This window comes from Brevibacillus sp. FIR094 (assembly GCF_050477165.1).
In the GTDB taxonomy this organism is placed as follows: domain Bacteria; phylum Bacillota; class Bacilli; order Brevibacillales; family Brevibacillaceae; genus Brevibacillus.
Genome location: NZ_JBEAES010000008.1, coordinates 134,063 through 150,069, shown reverse-complemented (window position 1 = coordinate 150,069; position 16,007 = coordinate 134,063). Strand labels below are relative to the sequence as shown.

Below are 16,007 nucleotides of genomic sequence, written 5' to 3'. Positions count from 1 at the left end.
CAGGAGATGCGATTCACGGCAATCCGATGGTTATTGGGGATACGTGCATTTACGTTAAAACTTTCGCTTCAAGTCAAACTGATTCTGTCATTTGTGTTCGTTATCTTTATACCGGTTGTTCTATTCTCCTGGTATACGCTCAATGAAGAGTCCGCCAGTGCAATGAAAGAATTGACGGAGAACAACGAGAATGTGCTGGAAGTAGAGAAGATAAACATTGATAATAACATAGAACTGATGAGATGGACCGGTCAGCTTGCGTTATCCAATCGGGAAATGAACAATTATTTGCAAATTGAACAGTTTCAGGATACAGCATATGTTCTTCATATTAAGAAAGATGTGGTCAACAGCTTTCAATATTTTCTGTTCAACAATCCACGAATTGCGAATGTCCGGTTGTTCACGGACAACCTTTATGTGAATGAGATTTGGCCCGTCATCCTACAGGAATCACGTATTCAGGACAAGCCTTGGCATGATGAGGTGATGAAGCAAAGCGGTGTGCCTTGGTGGGAGATACAGGAGAACGTCGCCCTCACCGGTGCGCCATCCGAACCATCGCAGAATGAACCCTTCATGACGTACTTGCAGGAATTCAAATATGCGGACAACGTAACACATAACGGGATTCTAGAGATATCGATGAAGTTGTCGAATTTCTTCTCCCAAACGTTCAGTAGCGTGCAAGACATGAACTCTCAGCTGATCGTAGTAGCAAGGGGCGGACGGGTATTCAGCTTGAAGGAATCACCTGTGTTCGAACAGCACAGCGCGGAGCAGTTGATAAACAGCGTGAAGCTGACGAGTAATACAGATATCGAGACGGTACGGTTCGAGGTTAATGGGCAGTCCTACTTGGCATTTCAAAGCTACATTCCGTCGATCGACGTACATTTGGTCAATATGGTTAGTCTTGCGGAGACGATGGAAGGTATTAACCATTCAAGAGTTCGTTATATTGTACTCATTTCGTTACTAGTGGCATTTCTCGTACTGCTATCTTACTCCATGCAGGCGATGATTTTGCGCAGGCTTAAGGCGTTAAGAGAATCGATGCAACAGGTAAGAAGCGGTAACTTCAACGTTGAGATACCGCTGATTACTGGTACCGATGAGGTAGGAGAGCTGGGCTTTCATTACCGTATGCTTATACTAAAGATTAACGAGCTCATTCAAGAGCAGGCAGCTAGGCATGCTGCAGGTAAAGAAGCCGAGCTTCGGGCGCTGAAGAACCAGATAGATTCCCACTTCCTCTACAATACGCTGGAGAACGTCAAGATGCTGGCGGAGATTGAAGGGCAGTACCTTATATCGGACATAATGACCTCGCTAGGCGGTATGATGCGATATTCGATGGAATGGAAGCGGGATTACGTGATGCTAAGCGATGAGATTCAGCAGGTCCAGCATTATGTAGCCGTCATGAACATCCGCTATGATGGAAGACTTGATCTCCGATTGATGATTGCACCGGAATGCCTCAAGCAGGAATCGCTCAAAATGTCACTGCAGCCCGCAGTCGAGAATGCAATCAAGCATGGGATGAGCCGCATGCATTCCAGCGACGGACATCTTGTCATTACGATCTCTGCCGTCCGGCGTGATCAAGCTTGTGTCATAGAGATCACTGACAGCGGCTGCGGCATACCGGAAGAGAAGCTAGGCTTATTGAATCAAATGCTACGAATGGAAGAGTCCGCTTACCAGGAGGTCCGGCAATTGTTTGTGCGTAAGGATAACCAGGAAAGCAATGGAATCGGTCTGCGTAATGTGGACCAGCGTTTAGTGATGAGCTATGGGGCGGAATATGGTATTCAGATCGAGAGTCAGGAAGGAAGCTATACACGCATTATCATGATTTTGCCGTATCGAGTCATGGGAGGGAGAATGGACATCTATGATTAGCTTGCTTATCGTCGACGATGAGAAGATCATTCGGAGGGGCTTGCAATCGATAATTGAGAGGCAGTTTCCTAATCTGTTCAACTACCGATTTGCCGAGAATGGACAAGAGGCGCTGGAGCTGCTTCGCCAGGAGCCTGCGGATATTATGTTCACAGATATTCGAATGCCAATTATGGATGGGATCGAACTGCTCGAGCAGCTGCAAGACCATCCGGTTAAACCCGAGGTAGTATTGCTGTCTGGCTATAATGACTTCGAATATGCGCAGAAAGGAATCCGCTGTGCTGCGAAGGATTATCTCATAAAGCCTGTGGTGCGGGAGGAGTTGTTTGCCGTCCTGGAGAGATTAATGCGGGACATAAGGATGAGAGAAGAGAGAGCAAACAAGGCGGGCGAAGATGCCAGCCTTTTTGCTGCCGAGTTAGTTACCATGCATTTGACCCAGAAGGATGTGGGTGATGCTATAAAACAGAACAAACTGAAGCAGGCCGGTTTAAGCTGGTTGAATGCAGGATATACGCTGGGCTTGCTTACGCGACGCGGTGGAGGATCACAAGCTAGCAGTACGGATGCTGCTTCTTTCAGGAATCAAATCGCTGAGCTGTTACAAGGGCATATGGATTGGATGCTCACGCGTGATGGAAAAGGCGGAACGATTATGATCGCACGCGATCCGGTTTTGTTCTACCAGTTGGCGCAACGGTGGAGGTTGAGTGTATATGAGCCGCAGCTGCGAATTTCGATTAGTGATTCTGTTCAAGGGATAGAGCAGATAAGGTGGGCATACAACCAAGCGAAGCAAACCTTGAAATACGGTATTCTGCTTCCAGAACTCGATGTGCTGGACTACACCATTATAAGTGAACGCAATGAGCGGCATGTCGTTCCTGTTGAGTTGATTCAACGAATATTGAATCTCTTTGGAATGGGACGCGGGGATGAAATCAAACAGCTTCTCGATCAAATCCTCGATGTTCGCATTATTAGCAACTGTGAGATCGGCTATCTGGAACGTATTAGCCAGCTACTCAACGAGGAGCTGTTCGACAAGTTGTTCCGCATCTACGGGTATAAGGTACTCTTTCTATTAAGCACGTACGCCCATGTTGGTCACATCGGGAACTTCGATCGATTTGAAGATTATTACATAGCCATCGAGCAGCTTCTCGATAGTCTGGATCGGTTCATCCAAGATCGGAGAGAGCAAGCGCCGACGGAACAAAATACGATGCAAAAAGTTCTCACCTACTTGCAGGCGCATTATGCCGAAGATTTGAACATGGCGGTCGTGTCCAACCATTTCTCACTCAATTACTCGTATTTCAGCCATGCTTTCCAAGAATATAGCGGTGAGAGTTTCTCGAACTATGTTCGCCGGTTAAGGTTGGACAAGGCGAAGGAACTGCTGGTGCACTCCGATTTGAAGGTGTACGAAATCAGTGATCAGGTTGGATTCGATAATGTGAAGCATTTTACGAGAATATTCAAGGATACTGAAGGCATCACAGCGCTGGAATTCCGAAGGCAGCGAAGACTGTTTGAAGCCCAAGTATGAGCAAAGATTGCACTGAACTTACCAGGTTCCTCAAATCATGCGACTACTCTTAACTCGTTGATCCTTGGCGAGTCCTTCTTCACCATATCGGTCGTGTCACGCCAACCGTTTCAGCTTTCCCATTTTCGTCTCGCTCCTCATCCATACCTAGATTTAAAAAAATGACCCACAAGAGGGTCATTTTTTTAAAGTGTCCTAGTTTATTTTAACTCTCGGCTTTAATTCAATATGAAAAGTCTCGAAGGGCTTTATATGAAATAACTGATGATTCCCGAGACTGTTCATTCATTTAGTATTAAGGAAGTGAATCAAAGCGTTATTGAATTCTTCAGGGTGAGTCGCGTTCAAACCATGTGGTCCACCTTGAATTACGACGAGTTGACTGCCTGCAACAGCTTCGTGGGACAGTTGACCACTTACCTCAAGCGGCACGATCGCATCAGAATCGCCATGGATAACAAGCAATGGGATATTAAATTTCGCCAAATCGCCACGGAAATCCGTCCGGCCGAAGGCATCAATGCAATCCAGCGTCCCCTTTGGCGAAGCATAAGAAGCAATATCAAGGTTGTATGCACGGAAGGACTCGCTCACCAGGTCGGTTCTATCCCCGGCTTTAAAGAAATTGTGACTGAAGCCGTCAAGGAAGGCGATGCGGTCTTTTTTCAAACCGTCTTGGAAGCCCTGAATGGTGGCTTCATCCAGACCGCCTTCCGGATGCTCGGCAGATTTATAAAAGAACGGCGGAACCGCAGCAGCCAACACGGCTTTTTTGACACGGCTTGATCCGTATGTGCCAACATAACGGGCAACCTCTCCGCCACCCATCGAAAATCCGATCAGTGTTACGTCGTTAAGGTCTAGATGTATAATTAGCTTATGGAGATCCATCGCAAACGTATCATAGTCGTAACCGTTCCACGGTTGGGAGGATTGTCCGAATCCGCGGCGGTCATAGGTAATCACGCGGTAACCTGCTTCGATGAGCGCTGGAACTTGACTCTCCCAGGAGCGCCCGCTCAGTGGCCAGCCATGTACTAAAATCACAGGTTTGCCTGCGCCAAGATCCTCAAAGTGCAATTCAATGGGTTGCCCGTTTTCTGTTCCGACTTTTAATTTAGCCATGCTTTTCACTTCCTATTAGAATTGGTTTTAGCATAGTACACTCACTTTAGGCATAAACTGTTTTTGGGATGAATAGGCTTATCCCCCGTGGCCGCCAAACATCGTTTGGGCATAAACAACACCCACACCATAAGCTCCGCTGTGTTCCATTACGATCGACATAACTGCGTCATATGTTTCTTCGCGTGCCCAATCGCGTTGGTACTCAAGCAGAACAGCCTGCCAGGTAACGGGGATTGCTCCTGCTTGTATCATGCGTTGAATGGACATGTTATGCGCTTCCGTAGTCGTCCCACCTGAAGCATCCGTTACAATGTAAACTTCATATCCTTCTTTGATGGCTGCAATTACAGGGAAAGCAAGACAAACCTCCGTCCAAAGTGCTGCCATGATGAGCTTTTTACGGCCTGTTTTCTTCACAGCTTCTACGAAATTTTCGTCTTCCCAAGAATTCATTGTTGTACGGTCAATCGGTTTATGATCTGGAAATACCTCTTGAATATGCGGATGAATCGGGCCTGAGAATGTTTCCGCAGCTACAGTCGTAAGAATGATGGGTGCATTGAAAACTTTAGCTGTCTTGGCCAATCCAACCGTATTGTTAATGATGGTTTGGCGGTCAGCACTTTGAACACCAAAGAGCATTTGAGGCTGGTGGTCTACAAGAATAATTGCAGAGTTATCAGCCGTAAGTAAATCTGTCTTCCCGTTAAACATACTAATATCCCTACCTTTTCCAGATGTGATTACAACAGGAATTCCTGTGCATGTACTCAGTCTATTGAAATGCAATTGCGCAAACAATATTCAATTTCCTATATATTCCATAGAAGAATACTATAAATATCAAAAGAATTTTATAAAGTATTTGCATAAGCAATTCCTATGGCTGTTTCTGGCAAGTAATTTACGTTATCGAGCATCTTCTTTGTTCATGCTTAGAAGGGGGACGTCAATATTGTTTGAACAATTCCCCGAAGAAGACGGAATCATTACGTTTCGACCAGTTGGTGGGACAATCGAGTACGGGGAAGATAGCAAGTCGGCAGTCAAAGGGCTTATCGGGCTGAGAGTGTTTCTCTCAACCCTTTTCACTATTTCACAATAAGAAGAGGAATCTTCGATTGATGGATCAGCTTGTATGTCACACTGCCCATGATTTGTTCGGCCATCCAGTTCAATCCTTTGTATCCCAACACGATCACGTCTGCTTTTTCGTCTTCGGCCACTTCATTGATGATCTGTGTCGGATTACCAATCGCTACTTTCTTCCTGTAAGGAAATTGTTCATGCATAAACAGGTTTTCATATTCCAACAGGAGTTCTTCCCCTATACGTACCAGCTCTTCCCTATCTTTCCTGACCATGTCTGCCAACACGGGAGAGTAGAGCACCGGGGGAGTGACTATATGCACAAGGATGCATCTTGCGTTCGTTTTTCTTGCGAGATGCAGCGAAATTTGCGCAGCTCGATGTGATGTTTCAGAACCGTCTACGGCAACCAGTATGGTTTTGATTTCTTCCGTTTTTTCATAACCGTTCGGAACCAATAGTACTGGGCAGGATGCTTTTTTCAGTACCGCGTTGCTTACGCTACCCAGGAGAAAACTCGTAATCGGACCACGTTCGTGTGTTCCCATTATGACTAGATCATGTTCGTCTGCGTTTTCGCAATCACTTGAGAGGGTTCCCCGAATTCATACTCAAGTGTATGGGGAATGTGGTCCTGTTCAACTGATTGCAGCGTTTGTGTTAAAGCAGCGACCGCATCTTCTTTAAGGATCTCCTCAACAACTTTTCGTCCTACGTAATGGATTACTCTGGAAGATGCGAGGGGACGAATAACGTGGAGAAGAGATAAGGCCTGACCTTCTTCCAGAAGAGTTTTAGCAAAAGAGATTGCCTGTGCGGAAACGTTGTCTGAGTCGATAGGCACCAATAATTTATTCATATATACACCGCCTGCTCTTATTTGTCTTTCTTGTATTGGTTATCGATCAACAAATAAACACAGCAAAGGTTGTCATCCGTGAATCGACAACCCTTGCTGTGTTATCATGAAGAATTGTTATTCATATCTTAACGATCATTGAAAGCTTTAAGCATCCATAGATTTTTCGCAACTGTGCTGTGGATCGCAAGCAGCATGTCGGCTGTTGTTTCATCATTCGCGTTCCCAGCCTTCTCCATCCCTACCTTCAGCTCCTCGACAACAATGTTGAAATCCTCAATCAAAGCATCGATCATCTGCTCGGCACTCTCATTGCCCTTGGCCTCCTTAATGCTGGAGATCTCCAGGTAGCGCTTCATGGTTGCTTCTGGTTTGCCTCCTAAAACGAGCACACGCTCGGCAAGATCATCGATGTAGAGTGCCGCTTCTTCATAGAAATCTTGGAACTTTGTGTGCAGTGTGAAGAACTGAGAGCCTTTCACATACCAGTGAAAGTTGTGAAGCTTTACATACAGCACGTTCCAGTTTGAAACTTGTTTGTTCAAAATATCCTGAATTTCTTGAAATGTTTTAGTTTTCGCCGTAGTTTTCATGTAGGAACACTCCATTATAAAAGTGACATTACCTCTGTTTTCATATGGCGTTGCATCTATCATCATTGGCTTGTTTTAACGGATTTCAGCCGGCTAAAACTTGGAAAATCATACTGCTCCCTCGTGCCCACCAAACATAGTATGGGCATACAATACACCTACGCCGTAAGCGCCACCATGTTGAATAACAATTTCCATCACGGAATCGTAAGTATCTTGGCGAGCCCAATCACGTTGATACTCGAGAAGAACAGATTGCCAAGTAACCGGAATCGCCCCAGCTTGGATCATACGCTGTATGGACATTGTTGATCACGGTTTGCCTATCGGCGCTTTGTACTCCGAACAGCATTTGCGGTTGGTGGTCGATAAGGATTATGGCAGAGTTGCTGGGTGTAAGCAAATCAGATTTGTCATTGAACATGTATTATTCCCTCCCAACTTTCTTTTTAAAATTTACGACAGCATTTCGTCGCATGTATTTATAGTATTGAAAACCAAATACTTCAATCAATTCTGTTTTCTATATAAAAGATATAGATAGATCCTATGGTTTGAAAGTCTATCAAAACATAGGATCTCCTTATAGTTTATATAGATATACCCATATTGATAGATACTTTATGACGCTAATATAATCAGGGCGAAAGGGCGAAAGAACCTTTTAGTCCAGAGTCTTCCGAGAGAGGAGGCACATTTATGTGGTCTATATTATTAGCGCTAGGTACCGGGATTGTGATTGGAGTTGTTTTTCAATCCCTGCGTATACCGTCGCCGGCCCCTCCAATGTTAGGGTTGATAGGGCTCATTGGCATGTTTCTAGGACAACGGCTTATCCCATGGATTAAATTGCTGCTGAATCATCAATCATCTTAATAACTCAACTTAGGAGGGGATAAAGGGATGTCGAATGAGACTAACAGGATAGAGGCTGACCTATTGATTCTCAACGCTAACATTGTGACGATGGACGAATCTAACCCCATGGCAACGGCAGTAGCTATTAAGGGAGACCGTTTTTTAGCCGTAGGCAGTGATTCCGACATTATGCAGTATAAAGGACCTGTAACGGAAGTTGTGGATGGAAATAAACGCCTTCTGATTCCAGGATTAAATGATTCCCATATTCATCTCATACGCGGTGGATTGAACTATAACCTCGAACTTCGTTGGGATGGAGTGCCATCGGTTGCCGACGCCTTGCGTATGTTAAAAAATCAAGTGGACCGCACGCCTGCACCCCATTGGGTTCGGGTTGTAGGCGGATGGACAGAGTTTCAATTTAAGGAGCGCCGGATGCCGACATTGGATGAAATCAATCTGATTGCTCCAGAGACTCCGGTATTCATTCTTAACTTATACCGACAAGCCTTTTTGAACAAAGCAGCCTTGCGGGTAGTTGGGTATACGAAGGATACCCCTAATCCGCCGGGCGGAGAAATTCAGCGTGATAGTAAAGGCAATCCGACTGGAATGCTAATTGCAAGACCGAATGCAACGATATTGTATGCCACTCTTGCAAAGGGACCAAAGCTTTCCTATGAAGATCAATTGAATTCCACACGGCTGTTTATGCGGGAATTAAATCGCTTTGGAATTACGAGTGTAATTGATGCTGGCGGTGGTTTCCAGAACTACCCCGATGATTATCAAGTTTATGAGGAACTGGATAAACGTGGGGAGATTACCGTCCGTACGGCATACAATCTTTTTACCCAACACCCAAATCATGAACTGGACGATTTTCAATCATGGACAGCCACTTCGCAGCCTTATACAGGCAGCCCTTACTATCGTCACAACGGCGCGGGTGAAATGCTGGTTTACAGTGCGGCTGATTTCGAAGACTTCGTTGAGCCCCGTCCGGAATTGCCTGCTGTGTTAGAGAATGATTTATTCGGGGTAACCAGACATCTGGTGCAACAAAGATGGCCTTTCCGGCTCCACGCAACGTATGGTAAATCGATCTCACGCTTCCTCGACGTGTTTGAACGTGTCAATAAAGAAGTTCCATTTAAAGATTTACGCTGGATTTTAGACCATGCTGAAACGATTCGTGAGAAGGATTTGGAACGTGTCGTCGCTTTAGGTGGTTCGATTGCCGTTCAAAACCGAATGGCTTTTCAAGGAGAATATTTCGTCGATAGGTACGGAGCGGAAGCAGCGGAAAACTCACCTCCCATTACGAAGATGCTTACGGCAGGATTGAGAGTAGGTGTAGGTACAGACGCTACAAGGGTAGCCAGTTATAACCCGTGGGTTGCCCTCTACTGGCTGGTTACTGGAAAAACGCTTGGTGGGCTTAGCTTGTACCCTGCTTCTAATCGGTTGGACCGCCATCAAGCGCTTCGTATGTATACAGCCGGAAATGCTTGGTTCTCGAGGGAGGAGGACGTAAAGGGAAAAATTAAAGCAGGCCAATATGCGGACCTGTCGATCTTGTCTGATAATTTCCTCCAAGTTCCAGAAGAAGAAATCAAGAGAATCGAATCGGTGTTTACGGTCGTAGGCGGAAAGATTGTTTATGGATCACTTGAATTTCAAAAACTATCACCCCCGGCTCCTAAAGCCAGTCCGGACTGGGCACCACACAATTACTTTGGTGGTTACTATAAGGCCTCAAATCATGGAGGCGGTGGTGGCTCCGCGTTACATATGCCCCATAGTCATCATAGTCATCATAAATGCAATCATCATCACGGCAACGGTTTTTGCGATTTGGATTGCTTCGTGTTCTGATGGAACTTCAGAGGGGTTGCACAAAAGTAAAATAGATTCGAATTCGAAAGGGAATGAGCGAATGTCCAATGTAACAATTAAAGTGATAGACAACGGACCGTTGCGTGTAACGGGTAATGTAGAATTGGTGGATGCAGAAGGGAACCGCTTTGAGACAAAAGAATCTTTCATTCTTTGCCGCTGCGGATTATCAAACCAAAAGCCATTCTGTGACTTGACACACAAAGGTAAATTCGAAAGCACTACTCGGGCTTAATGAATCTAAAAAGGTATCGTGGCGGGGTCATGATTGACCCCGTATCCTTGCAAGAGTGCTTTACTGAAGTCAGGCGGTCGCTAACAGCTTCTTGACTTGATTCTAATGATTAACAGGGGGCATTTTAATGGGTGTACGCTTTTTGAAAATGGCAGTTATATATATTGTTGTTGGTATTAGTATCGGTGTTTACATGGGTACAACACTGAATTTTGCATTAACTAGCGTACATGCTCATGCGAATCTTTTTGGGTGGGCAACAATGGCTCTTTGCGGGTTTACCTATTTACTTTTTCCAAAAACATCAAAATCTCGTTTGGCTAAATGGCACTTCTGGTTACATGGCCTCGGCTTACCTGTAATGCTTATTACGCTAACCTTAATGGTCCACGGCTATGCACCGGATTGGATTATTATGTTAAAGCGTATTGGTGAAGCTGTGGCTGGAACCGGTGTCTTGATATTTGCTATCAATGTCTTTTCTAACGTAAAGGCGTCTGACATTCAAAATAAACGTAATGATGATGTTTCCATGAATAAAGCAGGGGGAGAACATTTTGGGTAACGAACAATTTGTTAGATCGTCAAATATCGCATTCATTACCGGAATCCTTTTCTGGTGTACATTAGTTGTCGTATCGTGTGTGTATTTAACTATTCCATTAATAGCAGTGTTTGTAGATGCATTCAAAGTGTCGTCTTCGCAAGCTGCTTGGAGTAGCAGTGCCTTCTCGTTTGCTTTTGCAGGTGGGGGTCTACTGTTTGGAGTTTTATCAGATCGATTTGGACGAAAAAAATTGATGCTATCGGGGTTATTATTGCTTACGGTAATAACACCACTAATAGGTACTGTCGACAGTTTTTCTTGGCTTGTTGCTCTTCGGGCCTTGCAAGGTTTAGCGGCATCGATGTTCCCTCCGTCTGTTTTGGCTTATGCGATGGAAATGTTTCCGTCTGAAAAAAGAGCAACCATTATCGGGTTTATTAGTACGGCTTTTTTAATGGCTACCATCGTTGGACAAATATATAGTAGCTTTGTTGTTTTAGAGTTAGGAAATTGGTCCTATGTATTCTACCTACTTTCCGCAGTATATGGAATATCTTCTATCTTGCTTACTTTTTTTATACCAAACGACAAAATACAGCAAACAAATGGCAGCTTTGTTACTTCTTTTTTGCGGGTAGGCGATATTTTCAAACGAAAAGGATTGCCTCTGTGCTACATCGTTTCCGCTTCACTCTTTATTTCGCTTGTCGGATTTTTCGCGACTCTTGGAAGTTACTTAAGTAGCCCACTCTTCGGGTTAAGTCATCAAGATATTCTATGGGTTCGTGCGATTGGTATTTTGGGTATGGCAGTTTCTCCGTTTGCCGGAAGATTGGTTACAAAAATTGGTGTCAAGAACGTATTATGCTGTGGATTAATCTTAGCTGGAAGCGGCTTAGGATTGTTAGGTTTGAGTCTTAACCTCATTTATTTAATATCGATGAGTGTTGTATTTGTACTGGGAATAGCTATGGCTCTTCCATCATTAATCTCACTAATCGGTCACATGGCTGGGGAAATCCGAGCAATTGCGGTTTCGTTTCATATGTTTATGGTGTTCATAGGCGCTTCTCTTGGGTCGATCCTTTCCATTTACCTAATAGATTTCGGGGGCTATTTATTCACTTTTGAAATCTTGGCAGGATTATTGTTCGTAAGCATGATTGTGCCCTTTTTTATTCATTTGGAAGAACGACAAGGACTTGGAAAAAACTAAATAAACTAATTAAACTAAATCACCTCAATTTCACATGATCTGTTAAATACCATCATGACCTGAGGTGAAATAGTGGTAATTCGACAACTTGAATATTTTATTCAAATATGCAAAGTGGGAAGTTTCACTAAAGCTGCGGAAGTATTGATGGTTTCTCAACCTACATTAAGTCAACAGATTCGTTTGCTGGAGCACGAATTTGGAGTTTCGTTATTTGATAGAGTCGGAAGGGGAATAGAAATAACTGAGGCAGGGAAAATCCTATTTCAGAAAAGCATCGCCATAATGGGAATGATTGTAACCATTTTATCCTGCCATCTCGTTAAAAGTTATGACTATCCAAATATCAAATTGATCCGTCTAACCGATCCTTCACCTACTTGCAAGATTAAGCTTATCTACCCTAAGTATAAAGTGATGCCTCATACAACGAAAGCCTTTATCGATTACATGTCGGAATTCATTATAGAGCCTAATAAAAGGAGTGAACTCATGTGACATTAGAAACTGCAGGGATCCATCACATTACAGCATTTGCACGTAATCCGCAGGAGAACGTCAATTTTTATGCAGGCATACTCGGTCTTAGGCTCGTTAAGAAAACCATCAACTTTGACGCTCCAGAGGTTTACCACCTTTATTTCGGTGATAAATCAGGAAGTCCTGGCTCCATTATGACTTTTTTTCCTTGGCGTAACTCTCGGCGGGGAGAAATTGGTGGGGGGCAAGTAGGTATAATTACGTTTGTCGTGCCGCACGGCTCACTTGACTTCTGGGAAAAGCGACTTAATAGCTTTGACATTACCCCAATTAAAGCAACCAGGTTTCAAGAAACTTACCTTCAGTTTAGGGATAACGATGGGCTTCATCTTGAACTTGTTGAGCGCGAAGAAGGAAGAAGCAACAGTTGGTCATTTGGCGGAATTCCTGCGAACAAAGCGATTATAGGATTCGGCGGTGCTGTTCTGCTCAGCGTAAACGCAGAGAAGACGATGCATGTGCTCGAAAATGTAATGGGGCTGAAAAAAGTAGGAGAAGACGCCGGATATTCACGTTTTCAAGCTTCTGGAGATATCGGGAATCTGATCGATATTCCTCTTGATAATCAGAAGTGGGGGCATGGAGGAGCTGGTACAGTTCATCACATTGCCTGGCGTGCGAAAGACTTCCAGGAGCATGAGCAATGGCATCAAAAAGTAACTGAGAGAGGTTATAAACCAACTCATATTATAGATCGGCAGTACTTCAATGCGATTTATTTCCGGGAGGATGGCGGTATCTTATTTGAAATTGCAACTGATCCTCCAGGTTTCGCACGCGATGAAGCTCCCGAATCTTTAGGTGAAAAATTGATGCTCCCGGAGTGGTACGAATCCGAACGTGAGAAAATTGAAGCTAACTTGACCTCAATCCAAGTGAGAGTGCTTAAAGGGGACAAGAGATGAGACACATCTTTGAAAAGGGCGGCGATTTACACGCACCCACACTTGTCCTTTTTCACGGGACGGGTGGGACGGAGCAAGATTTGTTGCCACTGGCAACGCTCGTTTCCCCAAAATCGTCCATTCTCTCCTTAAGGGGAAATGTGCTGGAAAACGGAATGCCACGTTTCTTTAAACGAATCTCGGAAGGCGTGTTTGACGAAGAGGATTTAGTATTCCGCACCAAAGAAGTGAATGAATTCTTGAACCAGTCGGCCAAGGAATACGGGTTTGATCGCGATAATTTGGTTGCTATTGGCTATTCGAACGGAGCGAATATCATTGCGAGCCTTCTTTTCCATTATCAAAATGTGTTCAGAGGAGCGATCCTTCATCATCCGATGATTCCATTGCGCGGTATCCAATTGCCGGATTTGTCTGATGTTACCATTTTTATCGGTGCCGGGAAAAATGATCCGATTTGTTCCCCACAGGAGACAGAGGAGCTCCAAAGCTTGCTTCGTGATTCGGGAGCTGTTGTAAGAGTTCATTGGGAAAACAACGGTCACCAATTAATCTATAACGAAGCGAAAGCAGCTGCAATTTGGTTTAGGGAAAAATTTCAAAATCAATCGGTATGAAGGAGACGACCTTAACTTTTATATGAGAGCAAATAAAGGAAGTACTGAGGTTGGAGTCGAGAAAAAAGTAACTTGGTTGGAACTTTTTTATGATTTGCTTTTTGTAGCGGCAGTGTCAAAAGCAAACCATGTCTTGTTACATTCTAGCCATGGGACCATTTCCGTTGAATATTTAATCAAATTTGTTTTAATATTCATTCCAATCTGGTGGAGTTGGGTGGGACAAACGCTTTTTAATAATCGCTTTGGCCAGGATATTAGTAATCATCGGATTTTCATGGTCTTTCAACTGTTTTTTGTTCTAATTATGACAGCAAGCCTATCCGTCAATTTTGATCGATACTATATTCCCTTCTTTGTAGGCTATATTGGTTCGAGAGCACTGACAGCCATTCAATATCTTACGGTACACAAATCAAATCGAACACATCAGAGAATGACCGCCAAACATTTGGGGACTTACTTTTGGATAGGCATAGTCATATCTACCTTCTCGCTTTTCTTTGACTCATGGATCCGTTATGTGATTCTGTATGCTGGAATAGCTGTAGATATCATGCTGCCATTATTCAGCCGGCGGTACCTGATCATTACACCCACACATACCCATCACTTATTGGAGCGCTTTGGATTATTTACACTTATTCTTATAGGTGAGTCGGTTATTAGTATCCTAACGGTCTTGCAGTCTAGTAGCTGGACCTGGACATCTATTTTGTTCGCCTTATTTACATTTGTATTGGTGATTGCAATGTGGTGGCAGTATTTTGATAATCTGGAGAAAAAAGTGAGTAAGGAGATGCAAACAGCCGGCCAAACGATTATTTATGGTCATTTATTCATTTATGTATCTATGGGTTTTATAGCTGCTTCGATCCAATTACTATTTCAGCAGCAACTACATTATCCACTTATGTTGGATTTTATTTTCGGGGCGGTTCTGCTTTATTTTATTTCAACATCATTTGTTTTCCACCGATACAGACAGAAACATACAAGGCTACGAGCCCGCTCTTTGGCGGTATTATTAGGACTGCTCGGATGTTTCTATGCGTTGGACAACATTTTTTACGTACCTAATTATATTGTAATTGGAGAAATAATGATGTTCTTTATCATCTATGCGAAAGTAACAACTTGAGGATTATATGGGAGAGTGAAAGATATTGAGTGATGATTCTAAGCAATATGTAGGGAAAGATATCGATGTTATATTTCACCCGGGACGATGCGTTCATTCGGCAAAATGTGTTAGTGGGTTACCTGGAGTATTTAATATTAAAAAGAAACCATGGGTTCATGTTGATGGAGAAACGGCTGATAAAATAGCATCTCAAATAAATAATTGTCCGAGTGGTGCGTTGGAATATGTATGGAAACCACACCTTTTGAATGGGGGAAAACAAATGTTCGAAATTAAAGAAGGTACGAACGGTTTTTATGTTGGAGATGAGGATCATAAAGAAGCTGAAATTCATTATGTTCAAAATGGAAATCATATTATTATAGTAGATCACACGATCGTTTCCGATAGTCTAAAAGGTCAAGGTGTAGGACAAGCGTTAGTGAAGAGATTAGTCGAATTCGCTCGGACGAAAGGGATTAAGATTATGCCATTATGTCCTTTTGCCAAAAGTCAATTTGACCGCCATGAAGATTATGCTGATGTACTGTTGTAATAAAATATAGGTCAAATGATTCTAAGAACTATGTAAAAAAGTCGCGCAGCACTGTGCTGTTTCGCGGCTTTTTTACGGAGGTCATTTGAATCTAGCAAAGAATTGCGGAAATAATTGCAGGGAAATTTCAATGAATAATTTTACAGAAATCCCACTATCCTCAAACGATAAAACGGCCATATGAATATTACGATACGCTGGGGGATCAAGTTTTCGTATCTCACTTTCGGTTTCCCGCGGGATTTTTCAAACCAATCTATAACTGGAGTTTCAAATCCTGATTTACAAAAAATCAAAGACTGATCCAAGAGATCTGTTGCTTGAATCATATTTTTTGTAGTTAAAGGATGTTCCTTGTTTAGCACAGCATACATTT

Annotated in this window: 19 protein-coding genes and 2 pseudogenes; 13 read left to right on the top strand and 8 right to left on the bottom strand. The window is 43.5% G+C overall.

What is annotated here, in order from left to right; translation table 11 throughout:
* Positions 1-6: 6 nt before the first annotated feature.
* Both ACQ5DJ_RS08985 and ACQ5DJ_RS08980 read left to right on the top strand, forming a co-directional pair.
* Positions 7-1,908, top strand: coding sequence for a sensor histidine kinase (locus ACQ5DJ_RS08985; protein ID WP_429842206.1), 1,902 nt, complete (start codon positions 7-9; stop codon positions 1,906-1,908).
* Complete coding sequence (locus ACQ5DJ_RS08980) at positions 1,901-3,463, top strand: response regulator transcription factor (protein WP_429842138.1); 1,563 nt, start codon at positions 1,901-1,903, stop codon at positions 3,461-3,463. The genes ACQ5DJ_RS08985 and ACQ5DJ_RS08980 overlap by 8 nt, the downstream gene beginning before the upstream one ends.
* Positions 3,464-3,748: 285 nt before the next feature.
* Here ACQ5DJ_RS08980 and ACQ5DJ_RS08975 read toward each other — a convergent pair whose 3' ends face one another.
* Together ACQ5DJ_RS08975 and ACQ5DJ_RS08970 are read right to left on the bottom strand one after the other, a co-directional pair.
* On the bottom strand, positions 3,749-4,588 hold the full coding sequence (locus ACQ5DJ_RS08975) for an alpha/beta fold hydrolase (RefSeq protein WP_429842137.1): 840 nt from the start codon (positions 4,586-4,588) through the stop codon (positions 3,749-3,751).
* A gap of 78 nt (positions 4,589-4,666) precedes the next feature.
* Positions 4,667-5,305, bottom strand: coding sequence for a hydrolase (locus ACQ5DJ_RS08970; protein ID WP_017252129.1), 639 nt, complete (start codon positions 5,303-5,305; stop codon positions 4,667-4,669).
* Positions 5,306-5,546: 241 nt separating this feature from the next.
* On the opposite strand from ACQ5DJ_RS08970, the gene ACQ5DJ_RS08965 reads away from it, so the two are divergent.
* Entirely contained in the window at positions 5,547-5,696 is a 150-nt protein-coding gene (locus tag ACQ5DJ_RS08965) for a hypothetical protein (RefSeq protein WP_429842136.1), read from the top strand.
* Here the strand turns inward: ACQ5DJ_RS08965 and ACQ5DJ_RS08960 are convergent.
* From ACQ5DJ_RS08960 to ACQ5DJ_RS08940, 5 genes and pseudogenes are all read right to left on the bottom strand, one after another.
* Positions 5,683-6,228 carry a universal stress protein gene (locus ACQ5DJ_RS08960; RefSeq protein ID WP_429842135.1) on the bottom strand — a complete coding sequence of 182 codons (546 nt, stop codon included), beginning with the start codon at positions 6,226-6,228 and terminating at the stop codon, positions 5,683-5,685. The genes ACQ5DJ_RS08965 and ACQ5DJ_RS08960 overlap by 14 nt on opposite strands.
* A gap of 5 nt (positions 6,229-6,233) precedes the next feature.
* On the bottom strand, positions 6,234-6,539 hold the full coding sequence (locus tag ACQ5DJ_RS08955) for a universal stress protein (protein ID WP_429842134.1): 306 nt from the start codon (positions 6,537-6,539) through the stop codon (positions 6,234-6,236).
* Between the two features lie 128 nt (positions 6,540-6,667).
* Positions 6,668-7,132 carry a Dps family protein gene (locus ACQ5DJ_RS08950; protein WP_429842133.1) on the bottom strand — a complete coding sequence of 155 codons (465 nt, stop codon included), beginning with the start codon at positions 7,130-7,132 and terminating at the stop codon, positions 6,668-6,670.
* 108 nt (positions 7,133-7,240) lie between these two features.
* Positions 7,241-7,426 (bottom strand): annotated as a pseudogene (locus ACQ5DJ_RS08945) (hydrolase); the annotation flags it as partial.
* The gene (locus tag ACQ5DJ_RS08940) at positions 7,362-7,556 is read right to left on the bottom strand and encodes a hypothetical protein (RefSeq protein WP_429842212.1); all 195 of its coding nucleotides are present in this window, start codon (positions 7,554-7,556) and stop codon (positions 7,362-7,364) included. The pseudogene ACQ5DJ_RS08945 and the gene ACQ5DJ_RS08940, both read right to left, overlap by 65 nt.
* A 275-nt stretch (positions 7,557-7,831) precedes the next feature.
* Between ACQ5DJ_RS08940 and ACQ5DJ_RS08935 the strand changes: the two genes are divergently transcribed.
* From ACQ5DJ_RS08935 to ACQ5DJ_RS08890, 10 genes and pseudogenes are all read left to right on the top strand, one after another.
* Complete coding sequence (locus ACQ5DJ_RS08935; protein ID WP_173624009.1) at positions 7,832-8,008, top strand: XapX domain-containing protein; 177 nt, start codon at positions 7,832-7,834, stop codon at positions 8,006-8,008.
* 27 nt (positions 8,009-8,035) lie between these two features.
* On the top strand, positions 8,036-9,871 hold the full coding sequence (locus ACQ5DJ_RS08930) for an amidohydrolase (protein WP_429842132.1): 1,836 nt from the start codon (positions 8,036-8,038) through the stop codon (positions 9,869-9,871).
* Positions 9,872-9,932: 61 nt separating this feature from the next.
* Positions 9,933-10,127 carry a CDGSH iron-sulfur domain-containing protein gene (locus ACQ5DJ_RS08925; protein ID WP_017252123.1) on the top strand — a complete coding sequence of 65 codons (195 nt, stop codon included), beginning with the start codon at positions 9,933-9,935 and terminating at the stop codon, positions 10,125-10,127.
* A gap of 127 nt (positions 10,128-10,254) precedes the next feature.
* Entirely contained in the window at positions 10,255-10,692 is a 438-nt protein-coding gene (locus ACQ5DJ_RS08920; RefSeq protein WP_017252122.1) for a hypothetical protein, read from the top strand.
* Entirely contained in the window at positions 10,685-11,890 is a 1,206-nt protein-coding gene (locus ACQ5DJ_RS08915) for an MFS transporter (RefSeq protein WP_429842131.1), read from the top strand. The genes ACQ5DJ_RS08920 and ACQ5DJ_RS08915 overlap by 8 nt, the downstream gene beginning before the upstream one ends.
* A gap of 72 nt (positions 11,891-11,962) precedes the next feature.
* Positions 11,963-12,178: pseudogene (locus tag ACQ5DJ_RS08910) on the top strand (LysR family transcriptional regulator); the annotation flags it as partial.
* Positions 12,179-12,384: 206 nt separating this feature from the next.
* Positions 12,385-13,335, top strand: a complete 951-nt coding sequence (locus ACQ5DJ_RS08905) for a ring-cleaving dioxygenase (RefSeq protein WP_429842130.1) — start codon at positions 12,385-12,387, stop codon at positions 13,333-13,335.
* Positions 13,332-13,952, top strand: coding sequence for an alpha/beta hydrolase (locus ACQ5DJ_RS08900; RefSeq protein ID WP_429842129.1), 621 nt, complete (start codon positions 13,332-13,334; stop codon positions 13,950-13,952). Before ACQ5DJ_RS08905 ends, ACQ5DJ_RS08900 begins: the two co-directional genes overlap by 4 nt.
* A 22-nt stretch (positions 13,953-13,974) precedes the next feature.
* A complete protein-coding gene (locus ACQ5DJ_RS08895; protein ID WP_429842128.1) occupies positions 13,975-15,093 on the top strand; it encodes a low temperature requirement protein A in 1,119 nt (372 codons plus the stop codon).
* 25 nt (positions 15,094-15,118) lie between these two features.
* Positions 15,119-15,631 (top strand): GNAT family N-acetyltransferase, encoded by a 513-nt coding sequence (locus ACQ5DJ_RS08890; RefSeq protein ID WP_429842127.1) that lies wholly within the window; start codon positions 15,119-15,121, stop codon positions 15,629-15,631.
* A 140-nt stretch (positions 15,632-15,771) separates the two neighbouring features.
* On the opposite strand, the gene ACQ5DJ_RS08885 is transcribed toward ACQ5DJ_RS08890, so the two are convergent.
* Positions 15,772-16,005, bottom strand: a complete 234-nt coding sequence (locus ACQ5DJ_RS08885; RefSeq protein ID WP_429842126.1) for a hypothetical protein — start codon at positions 16,003-16,005, stop codon at positions 15,772-15,774.
* Between the last annotated feature and the right edge of the window lie 2 nt (positions 16,006-16,007).